Origin of the sequence: Streptomyces sp. D2-8, assembly GCF_023184515.1 — a bacterium.
Lineage (GTDB): Bacteria > Actinomycetota > Actinomycetes > Streptomycetales > Streptomycetaceae > Streptomyces.
On record NZ_JAAHBP010000003.1, the window covers coordinates 648,315 to 664,754 of the forward strand.

A 16,440-nucleotide genomic window follows, 5' to 3' on the forward strand; every position below is an offset into this window, starting at 1 on the left:
ATCAGTCCCGTTCGGCGGGGGACTTCCCGGCGCCTCCGGTGAGCGCGCTCTCGGCCTCCCGCTCCAGCGCCCGCTGCTCTCCCTGCCGGCGGCCTCGGTGCAGGCCGAAGTAGTAGGCGAGGACGCCGGCGCCGAGAGCCGCCTGGAGGGAGAACAGGGCCGACTCGATCTCCCCGGACGGCGGTTCGTACAGCGGGGAGAACCACGGCTCGTAGTCCGGCTCGATCTCGGTGATCGCGGACTCCGCCTCACCGTCGGCGCCCGTGAACGGCTCCTTCTTGTGGTCGCCGAGACCCAGCGCGAGCGGCAGCACCGCAAGCGCGGCCACGACGAGCAGCAGCACCAGGTTGATCTTCGTGTTCCTGCTCATCGGGCCACCGCCTCGGTCTCGGTCCGGGACTGCTTCTTGGCGAGGAGCACGCCCAGCCGGGTCAGTTCGCCCTTGCTGGACTGCACCAGCAGCCGCATCACCAGCACGGTCAGCAGGCCCTCGCTCACCGCGAGCGGGATCTGGGTGATGGCGAAGATGGAACCGAACTTGCCGAGCGCGCCCAGGAATCCGCTGCCCGGGTCGGGGAACGCGAGTGCCAACTGCACGCTGGTGACGCAGTAGGTGGACAGGTCGGCGACGAACGCGCCGCAGAACACCGCGACCATCAGCGGCGCGTCGTAGCGCCGCAGCAGTTTGTAGACGGCGTATCCGGCCCAGGGGCCGACGATCGCCATCGAGAAGACGTTGGCGCCGAGCGTGGTCAGGCCGCCGTGCGCGAGCAGCAGCGCCTGGAAGAGCAGGGTGATGGTGCCCAGCACCGCCATGACGGGCGGCCGGAACAGGATGGCTCCGAGGCCCGTCCCGGTGGGGTGCGAGCAACTGCCGGTGACGGACGGCAGTTTCAGGGCGGACAGGACGAACGTGAAGGCGCCGGACGCCCCGAGGAGCAGGGTGCTCTCGGGGTGCTCGCGCACTTCACGGGTGAGCGACCGGACCCCGTGGACGACGAACGGCGCCGACGCGACGCCCCAGGCGACCGCGTGCGCCGGAGGAAGGAAACCCTCGGCAATGTGCATGGCTCAGCAGACCCTCTCCAGCACCTCGTGGATGGTTGACGCGCCTTGGCCGGTCTCCTGGCTGACGGGTACCACCGCCCGGACTCCGCCTTCCCGGGTCGCAAGGACCCAGTGGCTGCCCGTGAGGGCCGGAGCCGGACTTCCCGATTCACAGTGGCGAGGGCCGCACCGGCATCACACCGGATTTCCCGTTCACCAAGGCCTGGTGACAATAAGGCCGGGGTAAGGGCGATGACAAGCCACCCAAGGGGCGCGCGAGGGGGCGCCCACTCGCACACCGGCGCATCCCCCGGCTGATCCACGTGCTCCGAGGCAGGGCGCCGTCGCGCGACGTCCGGGTCGCGTCAGTCGTCGCCCCCGTCGTCTCCGTCGTCGCTCTCCCTGTCGTTTCCGGCCTCGTGCGGCCTTTCGGGCTTCGGCTGCTCCGGCCCGCCGTCCGCCGCTTCCGGTGTCGGAGCCGCGGTGCTCGGCGCGGGCGAGGGAGGAGTCGGGGAGGCGGGCGTGGACGGAGTGACATCGGCCACGGTGCCGGTGGTCGGAGTGGTGGCGGCCGCGGGGCCGGCCGCCGGTTGGGAGGACAGGGGCGAGGGGGAGTCGGCGGACGGCGTGGCGGCGGGGCTGCTCGCGGAGGGGGACGCGTCGGGTTCCGTGCCCTCCGCGGTCGTGTCGGGCGAGAACCAGCGCATGCCGATGAGCATCGCCGCGAGGAAGAGTGCCGCGGCGGCGGCCGTCGCGGCCAGCCTCGACCGGGCGCGGACGCCGCCGCGCCCGCGGGAGCGGCCCGAACGCCCCGCCTGTGCTGCCCGGGCCGCGCTGCGGTGCCCCGGGGTGGCGGGCAGCGCGTACGTGGTCGGGTTGCCGGTCTGGGCGGCCGCGTACGGGCCCGGCCCGGCCGGCATCGCCGCGGACGTGGTCGTCGGCCGCAGCGGCGCCGAGGCCTCCGGCAGCGGCTCGGGCAGGCCCCGCCAGGCGCCCCCGGCGAACCACTCGGCGGCCTGCTGGGCGGTGGGGCGGTCCTCGGGCTGCTTGGCGAGCAGACCGAGCAGGTAGTTCTCGAACGCCGGCGGCAGTCCGGCGACACCGAGCTCACGAGGCGGCACCGGGGCCGAGTCGAGATGCTGGTGGAGGAGGGCGACGGCGGTGTCGGCCTCGAACGGCGGGCGGCCGCTGAGGAGCTGGTAGAGCACGCAGCCCAGGGAGTACATGTCGGAGGCGGGCCCGGCGGGCTTGCCCAGGGCCCGCTCGGGCGCGAGGTAGAGGCCGGTGCCGACGATCTGGCCGGTGGCGGTGAGCGCGGCGCCGGGGTCGTCGAGGAACCGCGCGATGCCGAAGTCGCCGATTTTGAGCGTGCCGTGGGCGTCCAGCAGCAGGTTGGCGGGTTTGACGTCCCGGTGCACGATGCCCTGCCCGTGTGCGGCGGCGAGCCCCGCGGACGCCTGCGCGGCGAGCCGGGCCACCCGCTCGGCGGGCAGCGCGCCGGAGCCGGTCAGCACTCCGGCGAGACTGTCGCCCTCGACCAGCTCCATCACCAGGTAGAGCCGGTTGTCGTACTCGCCGAAGTCCAGGACACCGACCACGTTGGGGTGGTTGAGACGCCCGGCGGTCTGCGCCTCCAGACGGAACCGGGAGGTTGCCGTGGCATCGGTGTCCTGGGGGAGCAGCAGCTTGACGGCCACCGCTCTGGCGAGCGTCTCGTCGTACGCACGCCAGACCTCTCCCATTCCACCGCGCCCGATCTCAACATCCAGCCGGTAGCGGCCCGCTAGCAGCACTCGTCCTCGTCTCATGCGTGTGGGAAGGTCGTCGCCGCAGGCCGAACTCCCCGTTCATGCACGGGGATTGGTGGGGGTGCCGCAGCCGACCCAGGATACTGGCGCGGCGTGACCACCGATCTCCGCAGCGGTGTCCTCACAGGGTGCCGACTCGGAAATCCCGCCGGGAAGAGGTCGCCCGCGGGGGTGACACTCTCGTGCGTCCGGTTGCCGCGGGGCGTCGGCGCCGTTTCAGGCCGCCGCGCCCGCCCCCTTCTCACGGCGCGGCAGCACGGCCACCGCCAGGGCCGTTACGGCCGCGAGGACCAGCCACGGGACGGCAACCGGCAGGCCCAGGTCGAGCAGGGAGCCGGTGGCCGCGCTGCCGGCGAGGACGATCAGACCGGACACCGACGACAGCGCACCCATGTAGAGGCCGAGCCGCCCCTCCTCGGCGAGATCGGGCACCCAGGCGCGGGCGGCGGGCACCACCAGCATCTGCCCCACGGTGAGCAAGATCACGAAGCCCGCGGCCGGCAGCAGCCCGGCGGCGCCCGTCCAGCCGGCCGGCCGCGCCGCGGCCACCACCGCGAAACCGGACGCGATCAGCAGCAGTCCCGCGGTCATGGAGCGGCGCAGATCGAGCCGGTCGCTCGCCCAGCGGGTCACCGGCAGCTGGGTGAACACCACCAGCACCGAGGACAGCGCGAAGAGCCAGGACAACGGCGCCTGGGAGCCGGCCGCGCGCTGCACCTCGTCCGGCAGGGCCAGATACAGCTGGTTGTAGGCGAGCAGATAGGCGCCGTAGGCACAGCACAGGGCGAGGAAGCGGCGGTTGCGCAGCAGGGCGCGGGCCCCGCCCCGCTCCCGGACGCGGACCCGGCCGGGGATGTGCTGCGGCATCAGCCACAGGTGCCCGGCCAGGACGAGCGCGAAGACCCCGGCACCGGCGAAGCACGCGGTGCGGAAGTCGACGGCGAGCAGCAGCGCGCCGAGCAGCGGCCCGACGAACGCCCCGACCTGGCCCGCCACGCTGAACAGGGCGAGGACACGGGTGCGCGAGCCGCGCCCGTCCTCCTCCCACACGACCGCCTGGCGGGCCACCTCGGACTCCACGGCGGGGGAGAACAGCGCGGCGGCGAAACCGATCACCAGCACCGCCCCGATCACGGACCGGCTCGCCTCCGCGTACCCGAGCCACACGAACCCGGCGATCCGCAGCACGCAGCCGGCCAGCACGACCGGCCGCACCCCGAACCGGTCGACGAGCCATCCGCCGACCACGAACAGCCCCTGCTGGCTGAAGGTGCGCAGCCCCAGCACGAACCCGACCAGCCAGCCCGCCATGCCGATCGCGGTGCCGAGATGCTCGGCGAGGAACGGCAGGACGGCGAAGAAGCCGATGTTGAAGGCGAGCTGGGTGAGGATCAGCAGCCGCAGCAGCGGCGACAGCTCCCTGCACAGGCGCCAGGTGCTCTCACGCGGCGCGCCGGGCGTCCCGCTGCCGGTGGACGCACGGGCGGCCTTGCGGGTCAGCAGCCGGGAGACGAGGTCGGTCATCGTTCTTCTGTCTGTGAGGCGGACACGGGAGTCAGGAGGGCGTCGGGGCGGTCCGGTTGCCGCCGCGGGGCCGGTACGACCGGATCCCCGGGCGGTTCGGCCGGGCCGGCGATCCGTGTGCGCTGCCGGGGGAGCCGTACGCCGCCCGCGGCCGTCACCGCGAGCGCCCCGAGCAGCGCGAGTACGGCTGCGGGGAAGAGGACGGCCCACGGGGCACGCTCGGCGTACGGCTGGTTCTCGGCGAGCAGCAGGCCCCAGTCGGGGGACGGCGGCTGGGCGCCCAGGCCGAGGAAGCCGAGCGCGGCGAGGCTCAGCGCGATGCCCGGGAGCCGGAGCAGGGCGTGCCGGGCGACCGGGGGCAGCACGGCGGGCAGCAGTTCGTGCCGGAGCAGGTACCAGCGGCCGGCGCCCAGCGCCCGGGTGGCCGTCAGATGAGTGGTCGCACGCTCCTGCCGCAGCAGGGAGGAGGTGTGCGCGGCCAGCGGGGACCAGGCCACGACGGCCACGGCGAACGCGGGCGTCCAGGGCCCGCTGCCCATGATGCCGGTGACGAGGAGCCCGGCCAGTACGGGCGGTACGGCACTGAGGGTGTCGACCAGCGGCCCGGACAGCCTCGGCAGCAGCCCCAGCAGCAGCCCCGTGACGAGGGCGGCGGCGCTCACCGCGAGGGCGGTGCCGAGCGTGGTCAGCGCGCCGTGGGAGATCCGGGCGAGGACGTCGCGACCGAGCGCGTCCGTGCCGAAGGGGTGCTCCCTGGAGGGGGCTTGCAGCCGGGCGAGCGTGTCCAGGGCGAGCGGATCGCGGGGCAGCCCGAACCCGATGACGGCGGCCAGCAGTCCCCCGTAGAGCAGCGGGAGCGTCCGGGGCGCGGGCGGCCGGGGCCGGTGCAGGGACTGCAGGGCGCCGTCGCGCAGCGCCGGCCCGATCAGCAGCCGGGCGGCGAACCGGGCGAGGATCCCCGCGGTGGCCGCGAGCAGGACGAGGGCGAGCGTGCCCGTCTGCAGGGCGGGAAGGTCCTGGGCGAGTGCGGCGTGCAGGGTGAGCCGTCCCAGGCCCGGGATGTCGAAGATCTGCTCGACGGCGACCGATCCGCCGGTCAGCCCGACCACGAACAGCGCCAGGTTCGGCAGCAGTCCGGGCACGCAGCGGTGCACCGCCTGCCGCGCCACGGACTTCGGCGGAACACCGCGTGCCGCGGCCGCCATGGCCCAGGGTTCCGTGAACGCCCCGGGCAGCAGGTCGTCGAGCATCCGTCCCAGGACCGCACCGGCGGGCAGGCCGAGGGCGAGCGAGGGCAGCACCATCCACTGCGGCCCGTACCAGCCCAGGGCGGGCAGCCAACCCAGCTGCACGCCGATCACGGAGGCCAGTACGTAGGCGAAAAGGAACTCGGGCAGCGCGGCCAGCACGGCCGTCACCGTCCCGCCTGGGCGACGCGCCCCGAGCCGGCCCCGCGTGCCCAGCCGGAGCGTGCGGGCGCAGACGGCCGCCGCCGTGCCCGCGGCGACCACCAGGGCCCCGGACATCAGCAGCAGCGACACGCCGAGCGCCTGCACGACGCCCGGCAGCACCTGGGTGCCGGACACCCAGGAGGTGCCCGCGTCGCCGTGCAGCAGCCCGCCGAGCCAGCGGCCGAGCAGCACCAGCGGGCCGTCGTCGAGGCCCAGTTGGTCCCGGATGGCGCGCAGGACCTCGGGAGTGGCGTCGCGGTCCGCCGACCGCGCCCTGAGCACGGTCAGCGCGGGGTCGGTACGGGACAGCCACGGCAGCAGGCCGATTCCGCACACCAGGGCGGCCACGAGCACGGTCCGCCACAGCAGCGCCGGGACGCTGCTGCGCGCAAGTGCGTGCAGCGCGGCGGCGGCACCTTTCATCGGGGGTGTGATCGAGCGGTTCAGCGTCGGGTCCCCGTGCCTATGAGGGTGCGCTCGTACGGATCGGGCAGCGCGCCCTGTACGGACGTCGCGATGCCCGCGACGAGCTTCAGATGCACCAGCGGGATCACCGAGTCGGTGCCGAGGACGGCCGCCTCCGCCTTCATGGCGGCGTTCTGCCGCTCGGCGGTGTCGGACTCGGCCTGGGCGGCGGCGACCAGCTTGTCCACGTTCTTGTCGCACAGGAACGACAGGTTGTTGGAACCGTCGCAGGTGTAGTCGCTCGCGAGGACGGTGACCGGGTCGCCGGTGTCCAGCATCATGTTGCGGGAGAAGACCGCCGCGTCGAACTTGCCGTCCAGCAGGTCGCCTTCGAGACGCGCGTACGTACGCACCTCCAGCTTCACCTCGAACCCTGCTTTCTGCAGCTGCTGCTGGAGCACCTGGGCGGCCTCCGGCAGTTCGGGCCGGTCGCTGTAGGTGGCGAGGGTGATGCTCTCGCCGTCGGGGCCGGTCGCCCGCGCCCGCCCGGCCGGTTCGACGCGCTTGCCGGCCGCCCAGGTCAGGGCCGGACCGAACAGGCCCTGCGCGGGCACGGCGTACCCCTCGTACGCGCCCTGGGCGATGACCGAGCTGTCGATCGCCTCACGTGCGGCTGCCCGCAGCCCCGCGTCGGTGAAGGCGCCGGACTCGGTGTTGAGGTGAAGGCTGGTGTTGCGGGCGGTGTTGACCTCGTGGACCTCGTCCTTGTCCAGGGAGGCGACCTGGCCGACGGGAAGGGACTCGGCGATGTCGACGTCGCCGGTGCGCAGGGCGTTGGCGCGGGCGGTGCCGTCGGAGACGAACCTGGCGGTGACTCCGGACGCCTGGGCCCGCCCGCCCCAGTAGTCGTCGAAACGGTTCAGCGTGGCCGCGGTGTCACCGTCGATCCTGGTGAGTGCGAAGGGGCCGGTGGCGGTGCCGACGACGTTCACCGTGCCCTTCGTGTCGTACGCCTTCGGCGCGAACACCGCGAGGGACGGGTTCGACAGCCGCAGCGGCAGGACGGGGTCGGCCTCGACCGTGCTGACCCGGACCCGCTGGTCGTTCTCGGCCGTGGCGGTCAGCTGCACACCGGAGATCGCGGACGGTGCCGGATCGGCCTTCCCGGCGGCCGTGAGGGCGGCGGCGACTGCCTTGGCGGTGACGGTCTCGCCGTTCTGGAACCTCGCGTCCCGCAGGGTGAACACCCAGCTCTTGCCGCCGTTCTCACTGCTCCACGACTCGGCCAGCGCGGGCACCGCCGTGCCGTTGGCGTCCAGCCTGGTCAGCCCCTCGATGACGCCGAGCCGGGACAGGAGCATCGCATCCTGGCCGTACGGCGAGTAGTTCTCGGTCGGGGCGAAGGGGAGGGCGACACGCAGACGTGCGCCGCCGGCGGAGCCGGAGGAGGCCGCGGAGTCGTCACCGGACGACGCGAAACAGCCGGAGAGCAAGGGCAGCGCGAGCAGGCCGGCGGTGAACCGGCGGCGGGGGGTTCTCATAGTGTATATGAATACCATTTTCGTTAAGTGAGCGGTATCTCGAAGTGCACGACGCCGCTGCCCCCGCCGGGCTCCTCCTCCCGCTCGTCGCACACCGCCTTGCCCAGCGTCCGCCACAGGCCCATCGCGCCGGGGGAGTGCGGGTACGTGTGCAGATACACGGACCGGTATCCGCCGTCGGCCCGGGCGAACTCCAGTAGGCCGTCCACCAGTTGCCGGGCCAGTCCGCACCGCCGGTGCTCGGGGCGCACGTACACCCGCCGCAGTTGCGCCGTCTCGCCCGAGGGGAACCGCTCGGCCAGCCGGCGCGGGTTCGGCGGGTGTGCGGGTCCGCGCGCGTCCAGCGCCGCCGTGGCCGCCACCGTCCCCTCCTGCTCGTCCACGGCGACCAGGAGGGTGTGCCGGGGCGGCGTGACGTAGAACGGCACCGGATCGATGATGTCGGCGTGCCATCGCGGCACGTAACCCGTGCCGAAGTCGCGGTACACGGCGTCGAGCATCACCGCCCGGGCTCCGTCGACGTCGGCCGCCGTGGCTTCCCTGATGCTGTACTCACGCATTTGCACATCATATGCAAGAGGCGCTCGGGGTCAGTCGGGGGCCGCCGGTGTGATGTGGCTCAGCACGCACAGCCAGCCGCCCTGCCGCCGCACGAACACGTCCGTCGTCCACTCGTCGGCGTCGTGGCGCTCCCCCTGGTAGTGGGCGGTGTTCGTCACCCGGCCGGTCACCAGCGCGGTGTCGCCGTAGACGCGGACCCGGGGGTCGGTCCCGAAGTCCATCGCCGAGTGGGTGAGCGCGCCGGACTCGACGAGGGAGAGGAACTTCTCCTTCGGGGCGATCCCCGAATCGGAGACGATGACCCACTCGTCCGCCATGAAGCCCGCGATCCGCGCGGGATCGTTGGAGACGATCGCCTCGGCCCAGCCCTTCGCCAGTCGGGTGAGTTGACGTTCATCTGCCGAATCGGGCTTTTCGCTCATGCGGCGACGGTAGTCGTGTCAAGGCGGAGACGCGGGGAGGGCAGCCGACGGGGAAGACCGGGTCCGGAACCCGGAACCCGGAACCCGGGACCCGGCCCCCCGGCCGGAACGGCCCGGCTCAGCTCTCGGACGGGGTGAGCAGCACGAAGTCCGCGTTCGCCGGGTCGAGGCAGACGGCGAGCCGGCCGACGCCCTCCATGTCCTCCGGGCCCATCTGCACGCTGCCGCCGCCCTCGGTGACCTTGGCCACCGCGGCGTCGCAGTCGTCGACGGCGAAGACCGGGTGCCAGTACGGCCGCCCGCCCGTCAGCGTCAGGTCCTCCTTGCGGAGCTGCATGAGGCCGCCGTGCATCCGGTCCTCGGAGAGCCCTGAGGGGGTGATCAGGGTGTACGCGCCCGCGCCGCCCGGCAGCGGCATGTCGCTGAACTGCCAGCCGAAGAGGGAGCCGTAGAACTCCCGCGCGCCCGCGGCGTCGGTCGTGTACAGCTCGGTCCACGACAGCGAGCCCGGCCGGTCCACCAGCTCCACGCCCTTGTTCGTCCCCGGCTGCCAGACGGCGAACTGGCCGCCCAGCGGGTCGCTGTACTGCGCCATCCGGCCCCAGTCGTCGAGGTCCATCGGCGCGACCCGCACGGTGCCGCCCGCCTGCTGGACGGCCTGTGTCGTGGCGTCCGCGTCGGTGACGCTGTAGTAGAGCATCCAGGCCGGGCGCGCGCCCTCCTCGGTGAGCTTGCCCAGCCCGGCGACGATCTTGCCGTCCTTCTTGAACATCCCGCCCTCGAAGTCCTCGCTCTCGCCCATGGACTCGAAGTCCCACCCGAGGACGGCGCCGTAGAAGTCGGCGGCGGCCCGGACGTCCGGAGCACCCAGGTCGAGCCAGCACGGGGAACCGGGGACGTAGTCCGTCGTGATCATGGCGATGCTTCCCTTCGGCGGGTCCTGTGTGCCCAGCGTGACACCGAGCGCCGCCCATCGCCCTCGGCGGCTCTCCGTTCGGGGGACTCCGGATGCCGGGGACCGCGTCAGTGGACGGACAGTCCGCCGTCGACGAAGACCGACTGCCCGGTGACGTAGGCGGACGCCGCGCTTGCCAGGAAGACCGCCGCGCCCGCGAAGTCCTCGGCGAGACCGTTCCGCCCGATCATCGTGCGGGCGGCGAGGGCGGCCACCTTGTCCGGGTCCGACGACAGCCGCGCGTTGAGCGGCGTCATGACGAAGCCCGGCACGAGGAGGTTGCAGGTGACGCCGCGCGGCGACCACGCCTCGGCCTGGGAGCGTGCCAGTGCCTCCAGCCCGCCCTTGGAGGCCCCGTAGGCGCCGCTCTGGACGAACGCGCGATGCGCCTGCTGTGAGCTGATGTGGATGATCCGCCCGTACCCGCGCTCCGCCATGCCCGGACCGAAGCGCTGCCCCAGCAGGAACGGCGCCTCCAGGTTGACGGCCATGGTGGCGTCCCAGACGTCCTCGCCGAGTTCGTCCATCGGCGGACGCAGGTTGATCCCGGCGCTGTTGACGAGAATGTCGGGCTCCCCGAACGCCTCGACCGCCCGCTCGGCGGCCGTCCGCACGCCCTCGCGGGTGCTCAGATCCGCGCTGACCCGGGCGGCGCGGCAGCCCAGGGCCGTCAGCTCCTCGACCGTCGCGGCCAGCCCGGCCTCGCCGCGGGCCACGACCACCACGCTCGCCCCGGCGCGCGCGAGGGCGTCGGTGATGGCGCGGCCGATCCCGGAACTGCCGCCGGTGACCACCGCGACCCGGCCCTCCAGCGAGAACAACTCGGAGAGATAGGCCTGTGCCGCCTGGGACGGCGGAGTCACCCCCGTCGGCCGGGTCGGCGGGGTGGGTTCTGTCGGTGGGGTCGGCTGCGGTGGGGTCGGCTGTGTCGTCATGGCGACCCACCTTAAGTCGATCATCCGGTCGGTCGCCGAGCTGTGCCGGCTGCCGTGCGGGATGGCCCGGCGAGCCGCCGGCCGACCTCTCGCGCGCATACCCCTAGGGGGTATATAGTCGGCCTCATGGACCACACCGCTCATGAACCTGAGAAGCACCCGCACGGGGCCGCCTCCTGGGGGACCGCCGTGAAGGCGACGCTGCACTGTCTGACCGGGTGTGCGATCGGCGAGATCCTCGGCATGGTGATCGGCACGTCGCTGGGGTGGGCCAATGTGCCCACCATGGTGCTGGCGATCGGGCTCGCGTTCCTCTTCGGCTACTCGTTCACCCTGTTCGCGGTCCTGCGGGCCGGTCTCAGCCTCAAGGCCGCGATCCGGATCGCCCTCGCCGCGGACACGGTGTCGATCACGGTGATGGAACTCGTGGACAACGCGATCATCGCGCTCACCCCGGGTGCGATGGACGCCCATCTGTCCGACGGCCTCTTCTGGTCCGCGCTCCTGGGCGGATTCGCGGTCGCCTTCCTGATCACGACCCCGGTCAACAAGTGGATGATCGGCCGCGGCAAGGGGCACGCCGTGGTCCACGCCCACCACTGACGCGATGTCACCCCTCGCGGTCGGTGACGAGGCGGTGTCCGGCCCGCCTCCCGCCGAACTCGCCGGTGTCGCTGCCGTGCCGCACGGGGTCAGCCCGTGAGCAGGCGCACCTGGCCGGCGGGGAGTTTCGGCCACCAGTGGTGGTAGCGGCGGTAGACCTCGGTGTCGCGGCCGGCCAGCAGCGCCGTCAACGACGCGGCCTCCGCGGCGAGTCCGTCCCACACGGCGGCCGGCAGGTCGTGGAACGCCGTGGCCTCGACACCGCCGTCGACCGCGCGCCACACGCCGGCGACCCGGCCGTCGACCAGCAGCGTGGGCAGCACGTCGCCGTTCACGCGGATCACCAGACGGCGATACGCCGGGGGAATCACGCGGCTGCGGTCGGCGTGGGCCAGCAGAACGCTGTCCCACATGGCCATGAGCCGGGGCGGTGCGGGCGTGTCCGCCGGTGGGCGCGAGGCGCCCGGCACGTCGTACAGAAGGGTCCCGTCGGGTCCCCGGAGCTGCTCCACCGTGTCGTCGAGGGCGAGCAGCGCCCGGCGTACCGGTGCCCGCGGCACCATGGCGAACTGCGCGACATCCGCCACCGACGCGGGCCCGAAGCCGGCCAGATAGCGCAGGACGAGCCGGCGCAGCGACTCCGGCACCGTCTCCCGCCCTTCGGGCACGGGACCGGTCCGCGCGGCGACGAACGACGACCGGGCGCCGAACGACCACGGCCCGCCCGTCGGGACATGGAGCAGCGGCGCGTACGCCTTGAGCCCCCACCACGCCCCGGCCTTCTTCTCCGCGCCGACCCGTTCCTCCAGCCAGTCCTGCAGCTCGGCGGCCGTCCGCGGCCGGTCCGCGAAGCCCAGCAACTCGGGGACGAGCGCCTCGCCGTCGGTCGGCAGGAGTCCCGCCGCGGCGAAGCGGTACCCGAGCCGTGAGGCGTACAGCGTCTGCTGCATCGCCTCGCGGAACACCTGGTAGTCGTCCGCGTGGACCGCGTGCAACGTGATCCGCATCAGGGTCGCCTTGACCACCGCACGCCCCGCGAAGGCGGCGTCCAGCTCGGCCGGCGCGAACCCGGCGAGCCGGTTCCACAGCGCCACGTACGGCGAAGCGGCATGCTGCGCCTGCAGCGCCACCACGCGCCGCACCGCCTCCCCGGCCTCCATCACCTCCCGCCCCAGCAGCAACTGGCGCCCGAGGGTGGCCCGATTGAGCTCCTGCGCGGTGATGTCCACGCCGGGGATTCTGCCGTGGCCCCACCGGAGGCGCCGGACTCCACGGAAGTGGCCTGGATCACATGGCCCGGATTGAGTGTCCGGCGGGGGAGATGCCCGTACCCATGGGTGGAGGAGCGGGGCCGGATGCGAGGATGAGGCGCCATGACAGTCGGGTGGTGTGCTCGCACGATACGGGCCGCGGTGTTCGCGGCCGTCTGTGTCGTGCTCGCCGCCCTGGGGCACGTCATGATGTCCGGCGACCATGTGCCCTGGTCGACGCTGCTGGCCGGATGGGCCGTGACGGGAGTGGCGGGCTGGTGCCTGGCGGGCCGCGAACGCGGGCTCCACCCGGTCGTCGCCGTGGCCGTGGCCGTCCAGACGGCGCTGCACTCGGCGTTCTCGCTCGGGCCGGCCGCGCCGGCCGCATCCCGGGCCGACTCCATGGATCCCATGCCGCCGATGCATCACGGCATGGGATCCATGAGTCACGACATGAGCTCGGGCGCCATGGAGTCCATGTCCCCGCACACGGGCCACGTGCCCGTCGGCGACTCGTCCCTCGGCATGCTCACCGCCCACCTCCTGGCCGCGCTGCTGTGCGGCCTCTGGCTGGGCCACGGGGAACGGGCCGTCTTCCGGCTCCTGCGCGCCGTGGGCAGCCGGCTCGCCGCACCACTGCGGCTCCTGTTCGCCCTGCCGGCACCGCCGCCCCCGCCCGTGCGCGAACGGCGACGGTCGTCGCACCGCAACCCGCGGCGCCTCCTTCTCGTCCACGCGATCACCACCCGGGGACCACCCGCGGGGGCCGCTGCCGCCTGACGGCAGCCGGTGCAACCCGGGGCAGCCCCTGCGTGCCCCGGTCGCGGTCGTACGGCCCTATGTGCGCGCACCCGCGGGCGGTCACGCCGCCCGATGCGCCGTACGGGCACGCCCGCGCCCCCCCCGCTCAACGGACCGCGCAGCACGCGCGCACGTCTGACCTCAGGGCCTGCCTGCCCGCGTCCTCGTGGTCCCGGAGTCCCGAGAAGGACATCAGGTGATCACTCCTGCCCTGCCCCTTTCGCCCGAGAGTTCGGCGTCGGCCGACGAGTCGATAACCGCCTGGGCGCTGGCCGCCCGCGGCGGCGACTCCGCGGCCGTCGACCACTTCGTGCGCGCCCTGCACCGTGACGTCATCCGGTACGTCGCCCATCTGTGTGCCGACCCGCAGGCGGTGGACGATCTGGCGCAGGACACGTTCCTGCGGGCGCTCGGCAGCCTGCACCGGTTCGAGGGCCGTTCCTCGGCGCGGACCTGGCTGCTGGCGATCGCCCGGCGCGCGGTGGCCGACAGCATCCGGTACACCGCCGTACGCCCCCGCCCGGCCGACCTGCCGGACTGGGAGCCGGTGGCCGAACTCGCCCAGCCGCGCGGCCTGCCCGGCTTCGACGACGGTGTGGCGCTGCGGGAGCTGCTGGCCGGACTGCCGCACGAACGCCGTGAGGCGTTCGTCCTCACGCAACTGCTCGGCCTGCCCTACGCGGAGGCCGCCGCGCTGAGCAACTGCCCCATCGGCACGGTCCGTTCCCGCGTGGCCCGCGCCCGGGCGACGCTCCTCGCCCTGCTCGCCGCGGCGGAGGAACCGGACCCCGCCCTCGTCGCGGCCTGACCCCTCGGGCCGACGGTGCCCGCCGCCCCTGTCCGGCGGGCACCGTACGGCGACGCTCGCGCAGGACGTCGAGGGAGCGTGTCACTCACTCGCCGGCCCGCGCCTCCGCCTCCCTCCAGAAGGCTGCGACCCGCGCGTTGAACACCTCCGGAACCTCCTGGAAGGGCTGATGCGCCTCCCCGGGCAGCACCTCGAACACGGCCCCCGGGATGCCTTCCGCGACCTCACGGCCGAGGCGCGGTGGTGTGGCGAGGTCGAGTTCGCCGGCGAGCACGAGGGTCGGGGCGGTGATGCCGCCGAGGCGGTCGAGGGTGTCGTGGCCGGCGAACGCCGCGAGCTGGCGCCGGAAGGCCTCGGCGGACTGCGGGTGCTCGAAGGCCAGGGTCTCGTCGATGAGGCGGTCGACCATGCCGTCGGCGTGAGCCCGTGGCGTGTAGATCCACAGGAAGAACGCCTCGAGCATGGCCCGTTCGTCCGGGGCGCGTTCGACCATCCAGTGCCAGAAGCGCGTCATGGCGCGGAAGTAGGGATCCGAGCGGGCCATCGTGCTCATGAGGACCAGGCTGCGGACCCGGCCGGGATGGCGGAGGGCCAGTTCCTGGGCGATGAAACTGCCCCCCGAGAAGCCCGTGATGTGAGCCGCCGGGACCTGGAGCTCGCGCAGCAGCGCCGCGGCGTCGTCCGCCATCCGCGCTACGGAGAGCGGGCCTTCGGGCAGCGGGCTGCGGCCGGCGCCGCGGTTGTCGAACGCGGTGATCCGATAGCGGTCCGCGAACCCGTCGAGCTGCGACTGCCATGCCTCGGCGGGATCACCGAGTCCCGCGATGAGCAGAACGTCGGGTCCCTCACCCCGCCGTTCCGCCCAGAGTTCCACGCCGTCGGCGTTGACCGTCTGTCCCATGGTGTGCCTCCCCGGGCCGCGGACGGTGTCTGTCATCCTCGTGCCGGCTCGATGTTCTGGTTGGCGTGGAAGAGGTTGTCCGGGTCGTAGGTCCGCTTGACCCGGGCGAGCCTGTCGTAGTGGCCGCGGTACGTCGCCCGGACCCGCTCCTGGCCCTCGCCCGAGCCCATGAAGTTCACGTACGAGCCGCCCATCGAGTACGGGTGCAGCTCCTCCTGGTAGTCCACGCACCACCGCCTGATCGTCTCGGCGTTGGCCGGGTCGGGATCGACGCCGGCGAAGACACCGGACCAGAGCGCGTCCCGGTAGCTGAACGCGGTGTCGTCCGGGCCGACCCGGTGGGCGGCCCCGTCGATCGGGTAGAGGTGCATCAGCGAGAGCTGCGTGGGGTTGCTCCGGCCGTACTTGAGGTGCACGTCCAGGGCGGCGTCGGGGATGTGGTCGAAGAAGTCGCCCCGCCAGTACCACTGGTAGCCGGTCGGGATCAGCTCGTCGAACATGCTCTGCAACGCGTCGTACGGCATCGGCGTCGTGAAGTGGAAGGCCGGCCGGCCCGCGTCGTTCACCACCGCGAGAGTCTCGCCGACCCCGTCCGGGTCAGTGCAGCACCACACGATGCCGCACACCTTCTTGCCGTGGAGCTCCTCCGGGAAGGGCGGGCCGGGCGGGACGACGAGGACGGCGAAGAAGCCGTAGACGTCGTCGGGCGCCTGCGGGAGGAACTCGCGGTACCACGCCAGCACTTCGCGCGTGCTCTCGACCGGCCAGACCGTCACCCCGGCCCCGACCGTGCCCACCGGGTGCAGCCGGAAGGTGAGGGACGTCGCGATGCCGAAGTTGCCGCCGCCGCCCCGCAGTGCCCAGAACAGGTCCGGGTGCTCGGTCTCGCTCGCGGTGACGAAACTGCCGTCGGCCAGCACCACGTCCGCGGCGATGAGGTTGTCCACGGTCAGCCCGTACTTGCGGGTGAGGTAGCCGTGGCCGCCGCCGAGGGTCAGGCCGCTGACGCCGGTCATGGAGATGATGCCGGTCGGGGTGGCGAGACCGAAGGCCTGGGTGGCGTGGTCGAGGTCGCCGAGGCGGCTGCCGCCGCCGACCTCGGCGGTCCGCGTCTCCGGGTCGACCCGCACCCAGCGCATCGGCGAGAGGTCGACCGTCACGCCGTCGTCCACCAGGCACAGGCCGGGGCCGCTGTGCCCGCCGCCCCGCACCGCGAGTTCCAGGCCGTGGTCGCGGACGTAGCCGACCGCGGCCATCACGTCGGCGGCGTCGGTGCAGGGCACGAGGGCGGCGGGCCGTTTGTCGATCATCGCGTTGTAGATCTTGCGGGCCTGGTCGTAACCGGCGTCCTGGGGGCCGATCACCGGCCCCCGCAGCGTGGACCGCATCTCTTCCAGGGTGGCGGTGTCCATGACGATCTCCTCGGGG

At 73.1% G+C, this 16,440-nt stretch carries 16 protein-coding genes and 1 riboswitch; of the genes, 3 read left to right on the plus strand and 13 right to left on the minus strand.

Annotated features, from left to right (window positions below):
- Window position 1 precedes the first annotated feature (1 nt).
- The 10 genes from G3I77_RS09295 to G3I77_RS09340 all read right to left on the minus strand — a co-directional run bounded on the left by G3I77_RS09295 (window position 2) and on the right by G3I77_RS09340 (window position 10,649).
- Window positions 2-370 (minus strand): energy-coupling factor ABC transporter substrate-binding protein, encoded by a 369-nt coding sequence (locus tag G3I77_RS09295; protein WP_248502139.1) that lies wholly within the window; start codon window positions 368-370, stop codon window positions 2-4.
- Window positions 367-1,068, minus strand: coding sequence for an energy-coupling factor ABC transporter permease (locus tag G3I77_RS09300; RefSeq protein ID WP_248502140.1), 702 nt, complete (start codon window positions 1,066-1,068; stop codon window positions 367-369). The genes G3I77_RS09295 and G3I77_RS09300 overlap by 4 nt, the downstream gene beginning before the upstream one ends.
- 29 nt (window positions 1,069-1,097) lie before the next feature.
- Window positions 1,098-1,283, minus strand: a riboswitch (cobalamin riboswitch).
- Between the two features lie 129 nt (window positions 1,284-1,412).
- Window positions 1,413-2,789, minus strand: a complete 1,377-nt coding sequence (locus G3I77_RS09305) for a serine/threonine-protein kinase (RefSeq protein ID WP_248502141.1) — start codon at window positions 2,787-2,789, stop codon at window positions 1,413-1,415.
- A gap of 282 nt (window positions 2,790-3,071) precedes the next feature.
- Window positions 3,072-4,379 carry an MFS transporter gene (locus G3I77_RS09310; protein ID WP_248502142.1) on the minus strand — a complete coding sequence of 436 codons (1,308 nt, stop codon included), beginning with the start codon at window positions 4,377-4,379 and terminating at the stop codon, window positions 3,072-3,074.
- Window positions 4,376-6,253: an ABC transporter permease subunit gene (locus G3I77_RS09315; protein ID WP_248502143.1), complete on the minus strand. Its 1,878-nt coding sequence runs from the start codon at window positions 6,251-6,253 to the stop codon at window positions 4,376-4,378. Before G3I77_RS09315 ends, G3I77_RS09310 begins: the two co-directional genes overlap by 4 nt.
- 20 nt (window positions 6,254-6,273) lie before the next feature.
- Window positions 6,274-7,776 carry an ABC transporter substrate-binding protein gene (locus G3I77_RS09320; RefSeq protein ID WP_248502144.1) on the minus strand — a complete coding sequence of 501 codons (1,503 nt, stop codon included), beginning with the start codon at window positions 7,774-7,776 and terminating at the stop codon, window positions 6,274-6,276.
- A gap of 23 nt (window positions 7,777-7,799) precedes the next feature.
- On the minus strand, window positions 7,800-8,336 hold the full coding sequence (locus G3I77_RS09325; protein ID WP_248502145.1) for a GNAT family N-acetyltransferase: 537 nt from the start codon (window positions 8,334-8,336) through the stop codon (window positions 7,800-7,802).
- A 30-nt stretch (window positions 8,337-8,366) separates the two neighbouring features.
- On the minus strand, window positions 8,367-8,759 hold the full coding sequence (locus G3I77_RS09330) for a nuclear transport factor 2 family protein (protein WP_248502146.1): 393 nt from the start codon (window positions 8,757-8,759) through the stop codon (window positions 8,367-8,369).
- A 118-nt stretch (window positions 8,760-8,877) separates the two neighbouring features.
- Window positions 8,878-9,675 carry a VOC family protein gene (locus tag G3I77_RS09335; RefSeq protein ID WP_248502147.1) on the minus strand — a complete coding sequence of 266 codons (798 nt, stop codon included), beginning with the start codon at window positions 9,673-9,675 and terminating at the stop codon, window positions 8,878-8,880.
- Window positions 9,676-9,782: 107 nt separating this feature from the next.
- Window positions 9,783-10,649 carry an SDR family NAD(P)-dependent oxidoreductase gene (locus tag G3I77_RS09340; RefSeq protein ID WP_248502148.1) on the minus strand — a complete coding sequence of 289 codons (867 nt, stop codon included), beginning with the start codon at window positions 10,647-10,649 and terminating at the stop codon, window positions 9,783-9,785.
- Window positions 10,650-10,775: 126 nt separating this feature from the next.
- Here G3I77_RS09340 and G3I77_RS09345 point away from each other — a divergent pair, with 126 nt between their 5' ends.
- The gene (locus G3I77_RS09345; RefSeq protein WP_248502149.1) at window positions 10,776-11,252 is read left to right on the plus strand and encodes a DUF4396 domain-containing protein; all 477 of its coding nucleotides are present in this window, start codon (window positions 10,776-10,778) and stop codon (window positions 11,250-11,252) included.
- Between the two features lie 89 nt (window positions 11,253-11,341).
- On the opposite strand, the gene G3I77_RS09350 is transcribed toward G3I77_RS09345, so the two are convergent.
- A complete protein-coding gene (locus G3I77_RS09350) occupies window positions 11,342-12,481 on the minus strand; it encodes a winged helix DNA-binding domain-containing protein (RefSeq protein ID WP_248502150.1) in 1,140 nt (379 codons plus the stop codon).
- Between the two features lie 144 nt (window positions 12,482-12,625).
- On the opposite strand from G3I77_RS09350, the gene G3I77_RS09355 reads away from it, so the two are divergent.
- Window positions 12,626-13,282 carry a hypothetical protein gene (locus tag G3I77_RS09355; protein ID WP_248502151.1) on the plus strand — a complete coding sequence of 219 codons (657 nt, stop codon included), beginning with the start codon at window positions 12,626-12,628 and terminating at the stop codon, window positions 13,280-13,282.
- Window positions 13,283-13,499: 217 nt separating this feature from the next.
- Window positions 13,500-14,111 carry a sigma-70 family RNA polymerase sigma factor gene (locus G3I77_RS09360; protein WP_248502152.1) on the plus strand — a complete coding sequence of 204 codons (612 nt, stop codon included), beginning with the start codon at window positions 13,500-13,502 and terminating at the stop codon, window positions 14,109-14,111.
- 85 nt (window positions 14,112-14,196) lie between these two features.
- Here G3I77_RS09360 and G3I77_RS09365 read toward each other — a convergent pair whose 3' ends face one another.
- Both G3I77_RS09365 and G3I77_RS09370 read right to left on the minus strand, forming a co-directional pair.
- A complete protein-coding gene (locus G3I77_RS09365; protein WP_248502153.1) occupies window positions 14,197-15,012 on the minus strand; it encodes an alpha/beta fold hydrolase in 816 nt (271 codons plus the stop codon).
- 32 nt (window positions 15,013-15,044) lie between these two features.
- Entirely contained in the window at window positions 15,045-16,424 is a 1,380-nt protein-coding gene (locus tag G3I77_RS09370; protein WP_248502154.1) for an FAD-binding oxidoreductase, read from the minus strand.
- Between the last annotated feature and the right edge of the window lie 16 nt (window positions 16,425-16,440).

Coding starts and splice junctions, on each gene's coding strand:
- G3I77_RS09315 (WP_248502143.1), bottom strand. CDS start 6,253: ATGAAAGGTGCCGCCGCCGCGCTGCACGCACTTGCGCGCAGCAGCGTC.
- G3I77_RS09335 (WP_248502147.1), bottom strand. CDS start 9,675: ATGATCACGACGGACTACGTCCCCGGTTCCCCGTGCTGGCTCGACCTG.
- G3I77_RS09370 (WP_248502154.1), bottom strand. CDS start 16,424: ATGGACACCGCCACCCTGGAAGAGATGCGGTCCACGCTGCGGGGGCCG.
- G3I77_RS09345 (WP_248502149.1), top strand. CDS start 10,776: ATGGACCACACCGCTCATGAACCTGAGAAGCACCCGCACGGGGCCGCC.
- G3I77_RS09330 (WP_248502146.1), bottom strand. CDS start 8,759: ATGAGCGAAAAGCCCGATTCGGCAGATGAACGTCAACTCACCCGACTG.
- G3I77_RS09305 (WP_248502141.1), bottom strand. CDS start 2,789: ATGGGAGAGGTCTGGCGTGCGTACGACGAGACGCTCGCCAGAGCGGTG.
- G3I77_RS09325 (WP_248502145.1), bottom strand. CDS start 8,336: ATGCGTGAGTACAGCATCAGGGAAGCCACGGCGGCCGACGTCGACGGA.
- G3I77_RS09295 (WP_248502139.1), bottom strand. CDS start 370: ATGAGCAGGAACACGAAGATCAACCTGGTGCTGCTGCTCGTCGTGGCC.
- G3I77_RS09310 (WP_248502142.1), bottom strand. CDS start 4,379: ATGACCGACCTCGTCTCCCGGCTGCTGACCCGCAAGGCCGCCCGTGCG.
- G3I77_RS09300 (WP_248502140.1), bottom strand. CDS start 1,068: ATGCACATTGCCGAGGGTTTCCTTCCTCCGGCGCACGCGGTCGCCTGG.
- G3I77_RS09320 (WP_248502144.1), bottom strand. CDS start 7,776: ATGAGAACCCCCCGCCGCCGGTTCACCGCCGGCCTGCTCGCGCTGCCC.
- G3I77_RS09340 (WP_248502148.1), bottom strand. CDS start 10,649: ATGACGACACAGCCGACCCCACCGCAGCCGACCCCACCGACAGAACCC.
- G3I77_RS09355 (WP_248502151.1), top strand. CDS start 12,626: ATGACAGTCGGGTGGTGTGCTCGCACGATACGGGCCGCGGTGTTCGCG.
- G3I77_RS09365 (WP_248502153.1), bottom strand. CDS start 15,012: ATGGGACAGACGGTCAACGCCGACGGCGTGGAACTCTGGGCGGAACGG.